A 17,938-nucleotide genomic window follows, 5' to 3' on the forward strand; every position below is an offset into this window, starting at 1 on the left:
CTGTAATGCACGCTTTATCTGCTCGTGAAATTGTGCAAGTTTGGGAAGCAGGGCAAAGTCAGCACCCCATTGATCGAGCTTTGGCGCTGCTGGCTTGTGGCTCTCCAGAGCTATCCGTGCCCGATCTGGTGACGCTCACCGTTGGACAACGAGATGCTTACTTGTTGACCTTAAGGGAGCTCACGTTTGGATCTAAACTCAATAGTGTTGCCGCCTGTCCTCAGTGTCGGGAACAGCTAGAGTTTGATCTGGATGTGCCGGATATTCGCGTAGCTGATCTGGAGCGTCCCATTCAACCCGAATATGCCTTGACGACAGAAGGGTTGAACTTACGCTTTCGCTTGCCCAACAGCCAGGATCTTGCTGCCATTGTTGGGTCTAAGGATGTTGCGATTGCAGCAGCAACGTTAGTTCAGCGCTGTGTGCTAGCAGTCGATCGCGGTGATAAGTCAGAGATAGATGAACCGTTGCCGCAGAGTGCGATCGCGGCACTAGCAGAGTATATGACTGAGTGTGATCCACAAGCTGAGATTTACCTTGCACTGACCTGTCCGGCTTGTGGTCACGCTTGGTCAGTTCTGTTTGATATTGTGGATTTTTTCTGGACAGAGCTGAGTGCTGAAGCTCAACGCTTACTACAGGAAGTGCATTTGCTTGCTAGGTTCTATGGTTGGAGCGAGGCGGATATTTTGTCGATGAGTGCAGTTCGACGGCAGTTCTATCTCAATTTAATCGGATCATGAGTGACTTTTTCACACGACTTGCTAAACGCACGCTGAGATTCCTCCCAACGGTGAAGCCTCTGATTGCTCCGATGTTTGCACAGGGGCTGATCTGGGGGCGAGATCGTGCTTTTACTGCTTTGTTCCGTCGTCAAGCCAAAGCTAATCTATCGGAGCAGGAAGAAGCATCAAAAGGGTTGATGAAGCCTTCTACCCTGCGGGTGCCTCCATTAGTTGCTACTTCAGTTACGACTTCAAATCAGATGGTTCCTTCAGGGTTGAGTTCTGCACCGATAGCAGATAGAGCTGGGAACAATTCCTCTTTTCCTGGGGAAGTACCTGCTGTTGCTCAGACAGTTCTGGAGCCACCTCACCAAGCGAGTTTGAGCAAGGCGCTAACGATTTCTGCGTCTGGGGAGGTGCAGTCTTCGGAAACAATTCAGCCTCAAACTCACTTGGCTCATTCCGTTATTCAACGTTCTTCGGATCAGGCGATCGCTCTCCCAGAGATTGATTCTTCTGAAGTGCGAGTTGTAGAAAATCCGTTACCAACATCTAGCACATCTAGTTTTCCTAGTAATCTAAGCGAGTCTAGTTCAACTGGTCTAGAAATTGACTTGAATCGGTCACTCCCTGAATCCGAGAGAACTCAACTGCGGACTAATGCCATAGCGCCGCTTCCGATGGAAAACCAGCCGTTTGACTTTGCTCCAACTCACAACTCAGATTCTCGCGATCGATTAGAGCAATCCATCTCAACTCATCTTCAAGCAACACAGTCCCAGTCTTTGGCTAGAACTGTAGCAGATTCATCGAATCCGTCGGTGTTCTCTAGTTCTCCTGTCTTACCGCTTGTACGATCGCACTCTTCCCAGGCTAGGGTTCCTTCATTGCGCCAAAGTAGCGTTGCTGAATCAAGAGATGAGTTGTTGTGGGATGGTTCATTGAGGAGCGATAACTCGGTCAGTCCTCAAAATTCCGCCAATCTGAAAGATTTTGAAGGATTGGAAGCCAGAGACATTTCAGGAACTTCACCCATTTTTCTGTCCGATGCTTCTTCCCTGATTCGATCGAGTTCTGATTTGGAAGTTGCACCACTAAAACTGGCTTCGCCCTCGGCAATAGAGATCGAAGAAGATCCACTAACGCCAACATTACCCACATCAACATTACCCACATCAGGAACGTCAACATTACCGATAACGTCTACAGAGCAACAACTCGTTCCTCCGAGGGATTTTGAAGCTGCGCGATCGACAAATCCACGATTCTATTTCCGCTCTAGCCTGACCGCTGCGGCGGCTCCCGTTGCTGTTAAACCTCGTCTCGAACCGACAGAATCCTCCGTGATTGGGTCTGACTTTCCTGGAGCATTACCCTCTAGTTCAGCAGAGCGCCGATCGCTATCTCACCCATCACTCACAACTGAACCTGCCCCAACTATTCAGGTGACAATCGGGCGCGTAGAAGTTCGAGGCGCAACGCCTGCCCCTGCTGCACGATCGCAAGAGCCATCCACTCAGCAGAGATCACGGCTTTCCTTAGAAGACTACTTGAAGCAGCGAGAGGAGGGACACGGATGAGTAATGCCTTAGCGATCGCTCACATTACGGCTGCGCTAAAAAAATTCCTCCAGGAAAAAGCAACCTGGAGCGTTCCCGGTGCAGAAGTAACCACACTACGCCCTCAAGCAATGACGAATCGGGCTGCTGATACGGCAACCCTTAACTTGTATCTCTATCAAATCGTTCCAAATGTAGCATTTCGGACGGCAGATTTACCCACCCGCCGATCTGATGGCACCGTGATGCAGCGCCCTCAATCCGCTTGGGATTTACATTACCTCTTTAGCTTCTACGGCAATGAACTGGACTGGGAAGATCAGCGGCTGCTCGGTAGTACCGTCAACATTTTGCACGCACAGCCTTTTCTCAATCGTCAAAAGATCCGAGAAGCGATCACCGACAATGGTTTTCTTGCAACCTCCGGTTTGTCGGAACAAGTGGAATCAATCAAGTTTTCACCGCTGCTGCTCAACCTGGAAGAACTCTCGAAAGTGTGGTCGATCTTCTTCCAAACGCCCTATGCCTTGTCGATCGCATACCAAGCTTCTGTAGTGTTGATCGAAGCTGAAGATACGCCGCAGCCTGTATTACCAGTACGAACCCGCAACATCTATCTCGTCCCATTCCGTCAGCCACTGATCGAGCGTCTACGATCGCAAGCCGCAGAAGGACAGCCTATTCTGACAGATCAACCGATTTTGCCGGGATACCGATTAATTCTAGAAGGTCAACAACTGCGAGGCGACGATACTCAAGTCAAAATCGGTCGTGTAGAAGTGCCGCTCAATCCAAATGAAGTGGGCGATACGCGCATCAGTTTTGTCATTCCTCCAACCGTCAGGGCAGGGGTACAAGGACTGCAAGTGGTGCAGCGCATTCCCATTAGTGAGCCGCCGCGCCCCTACCGCTATGTCGAGTCCAACATCGTAGCGTTTGTCTTGCGTCCCCGCATTACTGGCGAAATTACCCCCGCAGCGGGACAACTCACGATTCCTGTGACTCCCGCGATCGCGCCCAAACAGCGTGTGGTTCTGCTGATGAATGAATTGTCTGGTGATCCATCTCGAAGCGATTTGGCAGCCTACTCTTTCACCGCTCCCCTCAGAACTGAGGAAACCAGTTCGATTCCGATTCCAATTACTAACGTTCGACCAGGGCGGTATCTTGTGCGCTTGCAGGTCGATGGCGCTGAAAGCTTACTTGCTCTCGATCTTGATCCCAATAGTTCTACGTTCAACCAATACAATCAACCCACTGTGCTCATCTCATGACTTCTTCTGCCCGCGATCGCTGGCTGGAGTTGAACCAGCATTACTTGATGACGGCTTTAACAGAAGTGCGCCAATGGCTAGAACTTCTGCTAAAGCGTCTGCGCCAGGCTGATCTTGCTCAGCCTGAGCAAGATCAGCACAACGCTGTTCCTAACGTAGATGCAGCATTAAACGCGATCGCAGCAGAAATGCAAGATCCCCCAGAGATCGAGCAGCTTTGCGAAGTCTTCGGACTCACGCCGTTTGAACGCAAAATCCTGCTCCTCTGTGCGGGTGTGGAACTAGATTCTACGGTGGCTGCTTTGTGTGCAGCCATCCAAGAAGACTCACGGCACGCCTATGCCACCTTTGGTTTAGCGTTGAGTGCTTTTCCTGCATCCCATTGGAGTGCATTGTATCCAAACCGTCCGCTACGTCGCTGGCGTTTGGTCGAACTTGCAAATAGTGGGAGTCTCACCCGCAACGCGCTACAGATTGATGAGCGAGTGTTGCACTATCTCACAGGTGGGCAGGATCTCGATGCGCGATTGACGAGCCTCGTCGATCGAATTCCAGTTCCTAAGGATTTAGTTCCTTCTCATCAGGTGTTAGCGGATCAGATCGCTGCAAGTTGGGTTCAAACCTCTTCAGGAACTCGCTTGCCTATCGTGCAACTATCTGGAGAGGAAAGCGGAAGTCAACGTGCGATCGCATCTCGTGCTTGTGCCTCATTAGGACTGGATTTATATGTTCTATCCGCCCAAAATCTTCCTCTAGCACCCGCAGAACTAGAAGCATTAGTCCGGTTGTGGGAGCGAGAAGCTGCATTCAGTCAAAGTGCACTCTTGCTGGATTGTCGATCGCTGTCAGATGCTAGCCGAGAACCTGCGATCGCTCAATTCATGGAAACGCTCAACAGTGGATTAATCCTTGCGAGTGCAGAGCGTCGCCAGGCAGAAAACCGAACATTGATTACGATCGATGTTCATTCCCCGACTTCTGAAGAACAACAATCCCTCTGGCAACAGACGTTAAAGTCAGCTTCTGTAGATCTCAACGGAACGATTCCCGCGCTCGTGGCGCAGTTTGACCTGAGTGCTCCAACGATTCGATCGATCGGAGCAGAAGCACAGGCACAAGCCGCGATCGCGCAAACTGCTTCAGAAGGAATGCCCACATCCCCCAACCCATCACTGCAAACGCTTCTCTGGAATGCCTGCCGTGCTCAATCTCGTCCTCGTTTAGCAGAATTAGCCCAGTGGATTGCTCCCGCCGCCACCTGGGAAGATTTAGTTCTACCAGAGCCACAAAAACAACTCTTGCGCGAGATCGCCATTCAAGTGCGCCATCGTAACACGGTCTATGAACGGTGGGGATTTGCTTCCAAAGGCGCACGCGGGTTAGGCATCAGTGCCTTATTTTCCGGGTTAAGCGGCACAGGCAAAACAATGGCGGCAGAAGTTTTAGCAAATGAGTTGCAGCTAGATTTGTACCGCATTGATCTCTCGTCGGTAGTGAGTAAATACATTGGTGAAACGGAGAAAAATCTGCGGCGAGTATTTGATGCGGCGGAACAAGGGGGTGCAATTTTGTTGTTTGATGAAGCAGATGCCTTGTTTGGGAAGCGGAGCGAAGTCAAGGATAGTCACGATCGCTATGCCAATATTGAAGTGAGCTATCTACTGCAACGCATGGAAGCCTATCGAGGGTTAGCAATTCTGACAACAAACCTGAAAAATGCCTTAGATACTGCCTTTCTCCGTCGCATTCGCTTTATTGTGCAGTTTCCCTATCCAGACGTGGCACAACGCGCCGAAATTTGGCAACATATTTTCCCCGCCAAGACCCCCACAGAAGCATTAGATGTACAGAAGTTAGCGCGACTGAACGCATCTGGCGGAAATATTCGTAATATTGCAGTATATGCTGCCTTTCTCGCCGCAGAGGATCAAGAATCGGTGCGAATGAAGCATCTTTTACGAGCTGCCCGCATGGAGTTTGCCAAATTTGAGAAAACGCCAACTGAGGCAGAAATTCAGGGCTGGGTATAGGGAAATCAGGAGGATGGTTCTATGGGAAGTCGTCGAGTTCATACTGAAGCCAAAAAAAATACCACGCTTCTAACTCCTACAGTTACCTTGCAGCGATCGCGCTTGCTACAACGAAATCCTGACGAGAACGACCAGGAAACGATTCAGACAAAACCCTGCGGTTGCTCAGGACAAGCTAGTGCTTTGCCTCTCGGTCACAGTTTTGGACAAGTCTCAACACAAAATTTTCCAGTGTCACGCATTCAACCTAAGTTGACGATCGGTCAACCGAATGATCCGTATGAGCAAGAAGCCGATCGCGTCGCAGATCAGGTGATGCGGATGCCTGAACCTAAAATTCAGCCCCTCTGTCCCGAATGCAAAGATGAACTGCAACGGCAGCCTATAGAGGAAGAGGAGAAGGAGGAAGAAACCTTACAAACTAAGCCACTCGCAGAGTCAATTACTCCTCTGATTCAGAGGCAAACTGAAGCAACGGAAGAAGAAAAGCAAATGGAAGAGGAAGAAACCCTACAAACTAAAACTGCTTCTGGTGAGCCACCAACTGTATCCTCCAGTCTCCAAAACCGGATTACAGCTTTACATGGCAGAGGCCAGCCCTTGCCTCAATCGGAGCGTAATTTCTTTGAATCCCGCTTTGGGGCTGATTTTTCTCAAGTGCGTATCCACACAGACAATCAAGCATCTGAAGCAGCGCGTGCTGTTAACGCTCGTGCTTTTACCCTGGGTCAGGATGTGGTGTTTGGGGCAGGGGAGTATCAACCGCGATCGGCTGAAGGGCGAAGACTATTAGCCCATGAATTAACCCATGTAGTACAGCAGCGCGGTACCCCCAAAAAACATCCAGCGCGACTTTCGATTCAGAAAAATGCTGGACACCGAGTGATGAGAAGTCTTGCGCTTGATAGTACGGTCAAGATATGTCATAGAGTATTAACTTCCAGAAATATTAAAGTGTCACAAGGTGGTTTAAGAGTCGTTCTGCTTCTCAATCAACTTGATACCACAATTCCGAACTGTCAGAATCATAAATTTTGGGTGACATTAACCAAGTCTGTGGATTGGGGGTTTGACGATGAAATAGCAACTTGTCAGGGAGAAACTGGAGGAACTAAATCATTCTCCTTTGGGAATCTTTCCTCTGGCACGTACTATTTGACGATTCATCGAGTTTTTGATCATCCCCATTGTTGTCTGGAAGGCGATATTCTTGTTTTTGATGAACCGATTCGTGGAGACTCCTCGGGTTGTGTGCGGGATAACGATCCTTCCGTAATGGATGTTGTGCATGGTGCTCTAGACATCGCTGGATTTATTCCAGTGCTTGGAGCGATTCCTGACGGGATCAACGCTGGAATTTATGCTCTGGAAGGGGATTGGGCAAATGCTGGGCTTTCCGCAGTTGCTATGGTTCCCGCTTGGGGAGACGGTGTTAAGTTGGGTGCAATAGCGGGTAAAAGTGCAATAAAAATCTCTGAAAAAGCCGCTATAAAATTAGGAGAAGAGGGCATCGCGAAAGGCTTAAAAGAAGTGAAAGCGGCAAGTAAAACAGTTCATGCTGCGGAAGAGACAGGAAAAGCTGCAAAGTTAGGAGAAGCAGCAGCTGGGAAACTTGAAAAAGAAGCCGCTGAGAAACTTGAAAAAGAAGCGGCTCAGAAAGCACTTGAAAAGAAAATTGCCGAATGTGAAGGCATTCACGCATCCTACAAAGCCTTGAAATGCTCTTCGTGCAAACCAACCGATACTCGTGCAGAGCGCCTTGCCAAAATCGCATGCCTTACGGCTCTCCTTGCTGGACGAAGAAAATATCTGCAAGAGAAATGCGACTACGTGCTAGCAGGAAGCATTGCTAGGGGAAGCGCGGTTGCTGAAAGAGGGCATGAGATACAGGCTGAGCAAATTGCAAAGATGCTATTAAAGTGTTCCACTCTACCAACAAGCTAAAGGAGATTGTTCGATGAGGTTGCCTAGCGAAGACGAGATCAATATTCACAACTCCTTGGATGAAATATCTGCAAGTAAGCATTTCTTGAACAAGACCTTACAAGAAGCTGAAGCATTGTTCCAGGAAAACAGTGCATATTATCAGGAAGATCTGATGTGGATGGGTTCTCAAGCGTTCCAGTTTTATTTACAAGCTGTAATAAATTACTTGAAAAGCGAGCATTCCTTAGGCGACGATCACCTAATTGATTGCTTGTACGAAATTGTAGTGTTTAGATCACAACAAGATGGTTTCTTGGTGACTCGTGATCGCGTCAAAGAGATGATTAATTACGTGATAGAAAACTATGCAAAATTTGACGTTGATGAAGATGTTTATGGTGATTTATTAGGGAAATACAGGCAACTCCAAAGCCAGTTGAAGGAATGACGGGTAGTTAGGGAGTCTGGGAAGGCGATTTTGCTTTGTAGATATTACGCGATCGCCAATCTAAAAGGAGCGTTAGATGACTACACACACTCAGGTAGAAGCAAAATCAACATTGACTCCGATTCCGGCGATGCAGCCTGCCCATTCTGGTTTGTTGCCCCAACAGGAACAGGAGGAACTCGATCGATCGCTCCTCTCTTCAGAAGATCAGCTGCGATCGCCCAGTTCCCCAACTCCACCGCCTATTAATCCATCAGTAGGGCATAGTTTTGGAACAATGGCAATTGGTTCTATGTCCTCACCTGCGCTGCAACGAGCAGCGATCGCAAATAACATGGTGCAACGGCAGGACAACACCGAGGAAGAAGAGAAGCAGGAAGAAGAACCGATTCAAGCAAAAGCGATCGCTCCCCTCTCAGCAACCTTTCTTCAACAACAAGAAGTTACTGAGGAGCAAGAGAAGGACGAGACAGAATCCATTCAAGCCAAAGTATTTCCTGGGCAGGGATTGACTCATTTCAGCCAAAGCTATGGGCAGAGGGTCACTGAGATGGGGGTGCAGAATGCTTCCAGAGTACCGATGCTGCAACGGAAATTGACGATCGGGCAACCAAATGATCTGTATGAGCAGGAAGCCGATCGAATGGCTGATCAGGTGATGCGAATGCCGGAGCGATCGTTAGAGGATGAGACAGAAGTAGTTCAAACTCAGCCTCTAGCAAACTCAATCACGCCTCTAGTACAGCAGGAGCGGGAAGACAAACCAGCAGAAGGAGAGATTCAAGCCAAGGAAGGTACAGTTCCCACAGTAACACTTTCCTTAGAAGCTCAGTTGCAGGAGCAGCAAGGCAAAGGGCAACCCTTATCGGAGAAAATCCGTACCTTCATGGAATCTCGATTTAGGCAAGATTTTAGTGGTGTACGGGTGCATACCGACAGCAATGCAAAACAGATGAACCGTGAATTGAATGCTCACGCATTTACGCATCAGCGGGATGTGTTTTTCGGTGCGGGGAAATATACTCCGGAGTCAATAGAGGGAAAGCGACTATTAGCGCATGAGTTAACTCATGTCGTACAACAAACTGGAAAAGTTCAAGCAAATCTGCCTCTCTCGAGTCATAACAGAAATAATCCAGTTACTGGGATAGTGCATACGGTAGACAGCTACGCCGCTATCCAACGACAAGACACAACCACTCCAGTAACAGCAGCACAACTCATCGACCAGCATACAAGCTGGGGAAACTTGGATGAAGAGGGATTAGGGAAAGATTTAGCAAGTCGGCTACCTTCTGAAAGTCTTTTGGCAAGTGACGTACTCAGTAAGCTTTCGAGTAGCGATCGAGATGATGTTGCCTATGAAATAACCGCTGCTTCAAGTGGAAAGTTAGCAGCTATCCCCGACTGGCTACGCATAAGATTCGTGGAGGAAATGGTCTCTGGGGTGGTTACAGACGAAGAGGAAGGAGCAATTTCCATTATCTGGATCAGTTTTGAACCAAACCTCGCTACGATCGCTGAGAAAAACCGAAGTCTTTGGAAAAAATCGCTTTGGGAAAGTGATCAACTCGTCGAACATGTACAACCCATCAGAGAACAATTTCAAGAGGATGTCATCGGTTTAGCCAGAGCATACCTCTCAGAGAACAAGCAAGCCCTTGTAACCGAGGCAGGGCGTTATGGTGTAGATCTCGATGGTAAGCAAAGCATTATCCCAACTTTACCAGGCTACCAAGGGTCTGTTCAGTCCATCATTCCAGGTGTACTGAAGCTGAAGAATTACCTGGATGAACTGAAACAGATTAGAGTTGGTTACGTTACTATCATACATCCAGGAAGCGGCAGAGAATTCAAAAGTCCGGTCACTTTTGATCCAGAGAGAAAACCAGAAAGCCCTCCTAAGAAGACGGAGTCGCCACCATGGCCTACCTGGGAACAGGTCAAGACTCAGTATGACCGTACAAGTGCTGTCATTTCTGCTTTTGCAAACATCTATCCTTCAATCTACATCTTGATCCAGAGGGATAAGCTTGAAACCGTGGCTGAATCAACTGATGCTGCCAAGGCACAACAAGTCATTACTGAAGCAATGCAAAAGACCAATGAGAAGATTAAAGAAGCAACCGAGAAGCTGGGCAAAGACATTACACACTATGATTTGAAGCTGATTCAAGCACAACTCTTCAGTGGTTCCGCCCAAGTCCCCTACGAACCAAAATACCATTGGGAACAACCCTTCTACCAAGACATCGCTAATGACGACATCAAAGGACATGAAGCTAGACAGTTCTGGATTGATTTGGGTTTGAGCCTTGCTGCTACTGCTGCATTGATTGCGGCTCCCTTCACAGGTGGTGCTACAGCTGCTTTCCTTGTAGGCTTTGGTCTTGGCATTGAAACGGCGCAAGCTGGGATGAGTTGGGACAAGTATTTAGACATGGCAACTATGGGTGATGCAACTGTTAAAGAAGAGTTGACATTGATTTCTACAGGAGAGATTAATGCACAGTTGGTGGATGCGATTATCCAAACAGTGGCTGTGTTCTTGGATGTCTATGGGGCAAGAGCCGCGACAACTGGGGCGAAAGCGAGTCGCGAAGCCCTTGAAGCTGCAGAGAAAGGAGTTAAAGAACAGCTAGCAGAAGAAATTAGGAAGAAAGCACTTCGGGAAGCAGGGAAAGAGGCAGGCATGACTGCTGCAGGGGCAGGTGTGGCGATCGGGATGCATGAATTCGCAGATGATGAGCCGGATTATCAAATTGGAGGAACAGCCACGCGTCATCAGATCGATTTGGGCCAAGAAACACCTGAAAGTACCCAAACGACCGTAAGTCCCATGCTGATCCAGCGGGCTAATGGTGGAGGAAGTCCAGGAGCAGTTGCAACTCCTCCTAAACAACCTATTATTCTCACAGGAGGAGAATTTGAGGTTTACGTGGAGAAGGCTCTACTAAAAGGAACCGATGGTCTACCAAAAATGGACTTCGTCATTCCTGGTCAGTATAGAGGCGGTTCAGGATGGGGAATCGATCGAATTGGAATTGTTTACGATGATATTACTGGAAAAATTAATGTTTATCACTTCGAAATGAAGTTTGTTTCAAAAGAGTCCGATTTTGTACCTGGGCTTAAAGGCAGCGGGGCCGGCGCACAAACAGGAGCAGGTTGGACAGATAATGCAATAGATGGTTTCTTAAACAGCCAACATCGAAACGCGCGGGCTGGGAAAGAGCGATTGCGCAGGGCAATGAAAAAAATGAACCTTGACAGTGATATTGCGAGCATGAGAAAGTTTCTGAAAAATGAACTAGTGAATGCCCCTGTTATCATTGTCACTCCTAATTGGGCAAAGCTAAGCAAACTATATAAACAAGTAGCAGCTTTTATAAGGCATGGGCGTGACATAAAAATATTGACAGTTTTTAAGAAATAACCTAGGCCAGATTATGAATGAAGAACTGAAAGAAATATTGCAGACCCATTACCAGTATGGAACTGGGGCTCGGATTGCCAATGCTGCTGAGGCGGAAGTTGCTCTGCAAGAAGATGATATGCCCTACTATTTCGACCTTAATTTAAACATTGAGCTGGCTGATTCCTGTTGGGCACTTGAGAGATGGGACGAAGCAAAGTATTGGTATCGTCACAACGCTCGTGTGATGCTGGAGCAGCGTAACTGGCACCTGGAGCACAGTGGCCCAAATTATCCGATTGAGGCAACATCGGATTGGATGTCTAGTACTTTCATCAAAGCGGGTGATTTGGAAGTTGGGCAAAAGCTTTTAGACAGAGCAATTGCCTACTGGAAAGATGAACCAGACGCACAACTCGTGTTGACAAGGTTAGGTTTGCATGCCGCGCAAGCTAACCTAGCTGAATTAGCAAAATATGCAGCTTGCATTATTGCTGCTCGGCAAGAGCTTCCAGGAGGAACTGGATCAAACATCGATCAAGCACGAAAAATCCTCCACTATGAACCTGCTCAAGTAAGCTTGTTGCTGGGGCAATGGGATGAATTCTTAGAAAATACCAACGTGTTTTCGCAAGGGGCACGACTGGTAGAAGACAGTCCGAGTTTAGCTTTTCCCGATCCTATGCAGAATGCATTAGTATCAGCATCTTATGGACTTCAGACACTAGCTTTGCTTTATGTTGGCGAAATAGAACTAGAAAGGGGGCGGGAGTTAGCCAGACAGGCTTTTGAAGAAGCAATGTTGCATTTCTATCGATTTAGCGGACAAGTCGATTGGAATTTATACTTCATGCGTCTGAATACACGCTTTGCCGATGAGTTGGCTGCAAGCCATACACTCAATCCAAACCCATTTGCCAGTGATGTTAAGTCAGGTTGATTGCCTCATTTGAGGCGCGATCTTAGGTTAAAGTTATGCAAGAACGATCGTAGTTGTGAAGGGAAAGGTAATCACCAACAGCGTTACGAATCTCATCAAATAGCACACTAGTTCTGGTTTGCTTCCACAATAGAAGGAAGAGAGTTCAGTCAAAGCGATGCAAGAAATAGACAGAATCACTCCATAGATGAATACGATCGATCCCCAATCCCAAGTATGTCAAGACTTCGATGCAGGACTTCGCTTTCCTCATCTCATGAGTATGCAAACCAAGCTCAACCTCGCCGATCTCACAAGCACCTTGTTTGCTCTACTCGAAGAACTCGTCGAAAATGGAACTCAATGCCGATCTCTTTGATGAACGCAGATCGCGCCTTCAAGAACAAGAAGAGGCCCGTTTGAAAGAGCGTCCTCGGGCAATGGGACTATTCCAAGCTCTATCGAATCGCTTAACGGAGAAAATGATCGATTTCACATCAACATTCTTATGAATATCAACCTTCACATCGATCGTCTCATTTTAGAAGACGTTGATCTTTCTCCCTCTGAACGTCTTCGCTTACAAGCCGCGATCGAAGCTGAATTATCTCGTCTTTTAACAATCAAAGGTTCTTCATCCCGTTGGGGAAGTAACAACTGGATTCCTAAGCTATCTATACATCTCGATCAAACTACAACAACAAATTCAGTTCAACTTGCACATGAAATTGCCCAGTCTATTTATGCAGAAATGCAGTCTCACTCTTAGTTCTGGTGTTCAGGCTAATGTAGAGAGATATTGTCAAACATAAACGGGGTGGCAAGAAGATAGCAGGACGATCGCCTCAGGAAGCAGTTAGGCTGAATGATATTTGATTGGGGGAACTGTCGCATGACGATCGTGTCCTTAAAGTATATTTGCTTTAGTCCCCCTCACCCATCTATCCACTAATCAAAGCTTCTACAAACTCGTAGCTAGAAAAGGGACGTAAATCTTCGATGCCTTCTCCGGCTCCAATAAAGCGAATCGGCAGTCCAAGTTGCTCGACCACTGCCAGCGCAATTCCGCCTTTTGCGGTTCCATCTAACTTCGTAAGCACAACTCCGCTGAGTTGTGCTGCTTGTGCAAAGACTTCTGCTTGTTTCAAGCCATTTTGTCCCAAAGTGGCATCAAGAACGAGCAGCGATTCGACCTTAGCATTTGCGGCTTTTTTGTCGATGATGCGGCGAACTTTGCTGAGTTCATCCATTAAGTTCTTTTTGTTCTGAAGTCGCCCTGCGGTGTCAATTAACAGCAGCTCTGTGCCACGAGATTGAGCTGCAGTAATGGCATCGAACACCACTGCTGCTGGATCAGTATTTTGTCCGGGATTGGCGATGACCTCGACGTTGCTGCGCTGTCCCCAAACTTTGACTTGCTCAACTGCCGCCGCTCGAAAAGTATCTGCCGCTCCGATGAGACATTTGTAGCCAGATTTTGTAGCGATGTGGGCGAGTTTGCCGATCGTCGTCGTTTTCCCCGCACCATTCACACCTGTCATGAGCCAAATGTTGAGGACATCTTTTTCGGGTGCGAAGAAGGCGCTATGGGAACCTTGGAGGGGCTGATCCAGCAAGTCTCGCAGAATTTGCTTCAAGTATGCGATCGCTTGATCTGGCGGTAAGGTTTCTTGGCGTAGCTTAGTTTGCAGCGCTTCGATAATTTTGTCGGTTGCCTCAACCCCTGCATCGGCTTGTAGCAACAAGGATTCAATTTCGTAGACGGCATCTTGATTTAGAGGCCCTTGACCAACGATCGCTTTTAGCTGATTGACTAAGCTGCGACGAGTTTTATCGAGTCCCTGACGCAAGCGTTTGAGCCAGGTGATCTCTTCGATCGAGACATCTTCTGCCCGACGACCCATCGCCGCAAGCACATCCGCTGACCACATAAAGCCCTCGTCGATCGTAAACACTGGCAGCTCTGGGACGAGTGCTTCGGCAACAGGTTCGACGGATTCGGGTTCTTCTTCGATCGCGGTGGCTCTGAGGCGTTCGAGTCGAGCTTGGCGATCGGCTTCGGCTTGTGCCCAGAACGGTAGCGCCGGCTGGGGGGCAGTTTCGGCTTCGTCGGGTTGGTCGGTCACGGATTCAACGGCTTCTGGAGCTGCTGCCGGAACTTCGGTCGATGCTCCAGGTTCAACGACTTCTGGAGATGTTGAAATGTCTGAGACTGCTTCAACCGATCCCACAGGTTCAGCCGTTTCGGTCGATTCTTCCTCAGCCGATTCTGTAACTTCAGGCTCCTCAAGCTCTGCGGTTTCTTCGTTGATTGCGTCGGTTTCTGCAACGGGGGCTTCGGCTTTCTGCGCTTCTTCTTGCTGTTTGCGGCGAAACGCTTCGACGATCGCTCGTGCATTGGCGATCCGGATGTCTTCCTCGGAGGGTTGCTCGTCCGCAGGTTCAGCAGACGTTTCCTCGATAGCTTCGCTTCCTGGAAGGTTCGGTGTTTCAGCCGCCGGAGTGGGTTCGGGCTGATTTTGCTCGTCTTTTTTGTTAAACCGATTGAACCAATTAAACGTCATACCAAAATTCCAGATCGCTTATCTTCACTTTACTCCGTACTTTAATGGAAATTAGCGATTCACATTGAGTGAGTCGGTGACGCGGCGGAGAATTCCGTTAATAAACTTGTGTCCGTCTTCGTTGCTGTAGCGCTTTGCCAGTTCTACGGCTTCGTTGATTGCCACTCGATCGGGAATGCCCAGAAACATCATTTCGACTGTAGCGATGCGGAGAATGTCGCGATCGATCGTCGCTAAGCGCTCAACCTTCCAATCGACCAAAATATCGTTGAGCAGCTGATCGATGGCTGTACGCTCAACTTGAAGCCGCGTGATGATTTCCATCGCATAAGTGCGGACTTCGGCTTGGTTTGCCAGTTGAATGAATTCGGGAAGCTCGATCGCACCGCCGATACGATTAATCGCGCTTTGAGCCAGGGCGATCGCTTCTTGTACCATCGTGCGGGCAGACTCAAGATTCGCCGCGCGGGTTTGACTTTTGAGCAGTTGGGCATCGCCGCGTTGCAGTTCTGCCGCAGCCGTTTCAAGCGTGTCGCGGGCTTCAGCGGCGAGTGTCCGAATCGAAGCAAGAACGAGATCTTGAATTCTTTGTTGACTCACTTTTTCCAAATCAGAAGGAAGCTGGCTGATGCTGAGAAGTGCCAGTTCACGGGAAATTCGACGGGCTTGCATGGCAGGTTTGGGGTTCAAATTGGCTCACGTATCTTACTGTATTCGAGACCCCGCTTAAAGGCCTGATGTTAGATCCGTCAATCCATCAGACGGTTTACCCACCGCTAATTTTGGCTTTATATCCCAATTCTGTGAGCAATTGCAGCAATTTTTGCGCGTGATCGCCCTGGATCTCGATCGTCTCTTCCTTGACCACTCCCCCCGTTCCACACTGCGCCTTCAATTTCTTGGCTAAATCACTCAAGATTTCTGGTTTGTGTTGAAATCCTGAAATTATCGTCACCGTTTTACCGCCGCGCCCTTTGCGAGACACCTGAATGCGGACATTTTGCTGATTGGGAGGCAAGTCAGGCACAGCGCGTTCAAACACTTCTGAATTGCCGAACTCAGAATAAACAACGCGGTCACGCTGGCGTGTGCCGGAGGTATCGCGATCGGGCTTCGGTTTCTTTCCCATAGCAAATCCTGATGTATCCAAATATTACAGACAAACACAACTGAATCTTAAGGAGGGCTGAGTCTCGAAAGGGAGAATGTTAGAATTCCTAGCAGAATCACTTTAGAAGCTGAGCTTGCTCAATTCTAAACGTGATGGGTGCTGTGGAAACGCAATCCCGCTGCAACGATATCAACCTCGATTTAATAAAACTCTCATCCGACTTGTGCATACCCAGAAGCATCACAAGATTGATCTCGATACGGATTATCCCTGCCCGTGCCGCCGTCGCGGTCGCTTGATCCCGATCGCGCTGACCGAAGCGTTTGGCTGTAATCGCTGTCAGCAGATTTTCGTTGTTGAAGAAAATGGTTGTGTGATTGAACAGCTTGCCACCACTTATCCGTATAAGCGATCGTGGCGCTGGACAGGACACCAGTGGAATGTGGTGCAACCGGGATTAGGAGATAGCTATCTGCCTTTAGCGCTCGGTATTTTGCTGGTTCTGCTGAGTATTTGGCTACCTGTTGCGCTGCATTCGCCCTCCGGAGCAAGTATTATGTTGTGGGCGATCGTGGCATTGGTGTTAGCGGTGCTACCTGCGCTCATGGTTTGGTTAGCCTATCGACGGTAGCCCAATGACGACGGATAATTTGGGGACATTTGACCCGATTTCAGCCCTACGTGCGGCTCATACGGCTTCGGTAACGTTGTCATCGGCGAGCGGCGTGAATCGGAGTCGAGCAGTTCAAGCGATGGCGCAGGCGTTGTGTCGTCGCCAAAATGACATTCTAGAAGCGAATACGCTCGATCTCGAAATTAGCCGAGAAATGGCGATTTCGGAGTTGCTGCTGGAGTGGTTGAAACTAACCCCAGAACGGCTGCAAAACGTCGTGCAAATTCTCAATCGGTTAAGCGAACTGCCAGACCCGATCGGGCGTGTGATGCCTGCGAATTTTCAGACCGATCGCGCTCAGACGTATTCGCAGTTAATGCCGCTGGGTGTGATTGCGCTGATTTACGAAGCGTTTCCCGAACTCAGCGCGATCGCGGCTGGGTTGTGTATCAAAACGGCAAACTGTCTGATTCTCAAGGGAGGCAGCGAGGCAAGCCACTCGAATCTGGCGATCGCGGAAACATTACAGCAAGCGCTAGAGGATGAAGGTTTACCGATTGAAAGCGTGCAGTTGCTTCCGGCAGAAGACGCGCCGATTCGAGATTTGATTATTCAAGATCGATATTTGAATTTGGTGATTCCCTACGGGCGACCGAGTTTGGTGCAGCAAGTTGTGCGGCAAGCGACTGCGCCTGTATTGAAATCGGCGATGGGAAATTGTTATCTGTATTGGTCGCCGTCGGGGAGTTTGGAGATGGCGCGATCGATGATTATTGATAGTCACCTGAGCGAACCTGATCCCGTGAATGCGATCGAGAAAGTGCTGATTCATCGACAGCAGAATCCCGCATCTCTAGTCATGCTTTGGGATAGTTTGCGTGAAAAAGGATTTGAAATTCGAGGTGACATGACGTTAGCCAACGAATTCCCAAGCCTTCGGCTGGTTGAGGATTCGGAATGGAATCAAGCGTATCTCGATCGCATTATTAGCTTTCGGATTGTGGATGGGTTGCCAAGCGCAATCAACTGCATCAATCATTACAGTAGCGGTCATGCGGATTGCCTTGTCACCGAGTCCTACCAAGAAAGCCGCCAGTTCGCTTTGGGAGTGAATAGCGCGACAACGTATATCAATGCGTCGCCCCGGTTTTATCGCAATCCGAAACGCGGGGATGCGATCTTTTTGGGTATGTCGAATCAGAAAGGGCATCGACGCGGATTAATTGGCCTGGAGACATTAACCACTGTAAAACATATTGTTCAAGGAACTGGACTGATGTAGCGCTTGGGTGAACATAAACCTCCTGTGAGTCCGACGAATTAGAAGGCAGCCAGAATCGCTCTACCCCCAGCC

At 48.6% G+C, this 17,938-nt stretch carries 14 protein-coding genes; 11 read left to right on the top strand and 3 right to left on the bottom strand.

The window, feature by feature from the left end:
• Window positions 1-5 precede the first annotated feature (5 nt).
• The 9 genes from NC981_RS09120 (at window position 6) to NC981_RS09160 (ending at window position 13,065) form a co-directional block, all read left to right on the top strand.
• Window positions 6-743 carry a phage baseplate protein gene (locus tag NC981_RS09120; protein WP_348242539.1) on the top strand — a complete coding sequence of 246 codons (738 nt, stop codon included), beginning with the start codon at window positions 6-8 and terminating at the stop codon, window positions 741-743.
• Window positions 740-2,305: a hypothetical protein gene (locus NC981_RS09125; protein WP_348242540.1), complete on the top strand. Its 1,566-nt coding sequence runs from the start codon at window positions 740-742 to the stop codon at window positions 2,303-2,305. The genes NC981_RS09120 and NC981_RS09125 overlap by 4 nt, the downstream gene beginning before the upstream one ends.
• Window positions 2,302-3,558, top strand: coding sequence for a DUF4255 domain-containing protein (locus NC981_RS09130; RefSeq protein WP_348242541.1), 1,257 nt, complete (start codon window positions 2,302-2,304; stop codon window positions 3,556-3,558). The genes NC981_RS09125 and NC981_RS09130 overlap by 4 nt, the downstream gene beginning before the upstream one ends.
• The gene (locus NC981_RS09135) at window positions 3,555-5,588 is read left to right on the top strand and encodes an ATP-binding protein (RefSeq protein ID WP_348242542.1); all 2,034 of its coding nucleotides are present in this window, start codon (window positions 3,555-3,557) and stop codon (window positions 5,586-5,588) included. The genes NC981_RS09130 and NC981_RS09135 overlap by 4 nt, the downstream gene beginning before the upstream one ends.
• 252 nt (window positions 5,589-5,840) lie before the next feature.
• Window positions 5,841-7,532, top strand: coding sequence for a DUF4157 domain-containing protein (locus tag NC981_RS09140; RefSeq protein WP_348242543.1), 1,692 nt, complete (start codon window positions 5,841-5,843; stop codon window positions 7,530-7,532).
• Between the two features lie 13 nt (window positions 7,533-7,545).
• Window positions 7,546-7,962: a hypothetical protein gene (locus NC981_RS09145; protein ID WP_348242544.1), complete on the top strand. Its 417-nt coding sequence runs from the start codon at window positions 7,546-7,548 to the stop codon at window positions 7,960-7,962.
• Between the two features lie 277 nt (window positions 7,963-8,239).
• A complete protein-coding gene (locus tag NC981_RS09150) occupies window positions 8,240-11,398 on the top strand; it encodes a DUF4157 domain-containing protein (RefSeq protein WP_348242545.1) in 3,159 nt (1,052 codons plus the stop codon).
• 13 nt (window positions 11,399-11,411) lie between these two features.
• Window positions 11,412-12,317: a hypothetical protein gene (locus NC981_RS09155; protein WP_348242546.1), complete on the top strand. Its 906-nt coding sequence runs from the start codon at window positions 11,412-11,414 to the stop codon at window positions 12,315-12,317.
• 487 nt (window positions 12,318-12,804) lie between these two features.
• Window positions 12,805-13,065, top strand: a complete 261-nt coding sequence (locus NC981_RS09160; RefSeq protein ID WP_348242547.1) for a hypothetical protein — start codon at window positions 12,805-12,807, stop codon at window positions 13,063-13,065.
• Window positions 13,066-13,237: 172 nt separating this feature from the next.
• Here NC981_RS09160 and ftsY read toward each other — a convergent pair whose 3' ends face one another.
• The 3 genes from ftsY to NC981_RS09175 all read right to left on the bottom strand — a co-directional run bounded on the left by ftsY (window position 13,238) and on the right by NC981_RS09175 (window position 15,989).
• Entirely contained in the window at window positions 13,238-14,860 is a 1,623-nt protein-coding gene (gene ftsY, locus NC981_RS09165; RefSeq protein ID WP_348242548.1) for a signal recognition particle-docking protein FtsY, read from the bottom strand.
• A 51-nt stretch (window positions 14,861-14,911) separates the two neighbouring features.
• Window positions 14,912-15,532 carry a transcription antitermination factor NusB gene (nusB, locus tag NC981_RS09170; protein WP_190375961.1) on the bottom strand — a complete coding sequence of 207 codons (621 nt, stop codon included), beginning with the start codon at window positions 15,530-15,532 and terminating at the stop codon, window positions 14,912-14,914.
• A 94-nt stretch (window positions 15,533-15,626) separates the two neighbouring features.
• Window positions 15,627-15,989 (bottom strand): translation initiation factor, encoded by a 363-nt coding sequence (locus NC981_RS09175; RefSeq protein WP_348242549.1) that lies wholly within the window; start codon window positions 15,987-15,989, stop codon window positions 15,627-15,629.
• 205 nt (window positions 15,990-16,194) lie between these two features.
• Here NC981_RS09175 and NC981_RS09180 point away from each other — a divergent pair, with 205 nt between their 5' ends.
• Window positions 16,195-16,602, top strand: coding sequence for a hypothetical protein (locus tag NC981_RS09180; protein WP_348242550.1), 408 nt, complete (start codon window positions 16,195-16,197; stop codon window positions 16,600-16,602).
• Between the two features lie 4 nt (window positions 16,603-16,606).
• Window positions 16,607-17,866, top strand: a complete 1,260-nt coding sequence (locus NC981_RS09185; protein ID WP_348242551.1) for a glutamate-5-semialdehyde dehydrogenase — start codon at window positions 16,607-16,609, stop codon at window positions 17,864-17,866.
• Window positions 17,867-17,938: the final 72 nt, after the last annotated feature.

Origin of the sequence: Leptolyngbya sp. DQ-M1 (genome assembly GCF_039962505.1) — a bacterium.
Classification (GTDB): Bacteria; Cyanobacteriota; Cyanobacteriia; order Leptolyngbyales; family Leptolyngbyaceae; genus Leptolyngbya.

Coding starts and splice junctions, on each gene's coding strand:
- NC981_RS09120 (WP_348242539.1), top strand. CDS start 6: ATGCACGCTTTATCTGCTCGTGAAATTGTGCAAGTTTGGGAAGCAGGG.
- NC981_RS09125 (WP_348242540.1), top strand. CDS start 740: ATGAGTGACTTTTTCACACGACTTGCTAAACGCACGCTGAGATTCCTC.
- NC981_RS09130 (WP_348242541.1), top strand. CDS start 2,302: ATGAGTAATGCCTTAGCGATCGCTCACATTACGGCTGCGCTAAAAAAA.
- NC981_RS09135 (WP_348242542.1), top strand. CDS start 3,555: ATGACTTCTTCTGCCCGCGATCGCTGGCTGGAGTTGAACCAGCATTAC.
- NC981_RS09145 (WP_348242544.1), top strand. CDS start 7,546: ATGAGGTTGCCTAGCGAAGACGAGATCAATATTCACAACTCCTTGGAT.
- NC981_RS09150 (WP_348242545.1), top strand. CDS start 8,240: ATGGCAATTGGTTCTATGTCCTCACCTGCGCTGCAACGAGCAGCGATC.
- NC981_RS09155 (WP_348242546.1), top strand. CDS start 11,412: ATGAATGAAGAACTGAAAGAAATATTGCAGACCCATTACCAGTATGGA.
- NC981_RS09160 (WP_348242547.1), top strand. CDS start 12,805: ATGAATATCAACCTTCACATCGATCGTCTCATTTTAGAAGACGTTGAT.
- ftsY (WP_348242548.1), bottom strand. CDS start 14,860: ATGACGTTTAATTGGTTCAATCGGTTTAACAAAAAAGACGAGCAAAAT.
- nusB (WP_190375961.1), bottom strand. CDS start 15,532: ATGCAAGCCCGTCGAATTTCCCGTGAACTGGCACTTCTCAGCATCAGC.
- NC981_RS09175 (WP_348242549.1), bottom strand. CDS start 15,989: ATGGGAAAGAAACCGAAGCCCGATCGCGATACCTCCGGCACACGCCAG.
- NC981_RS09185 (WP_348242551.1), top strand. CDS start 16,607: ATGACGACGGATAATTTGGGGACATTTGACCCGATTTCAGCCCTACGT.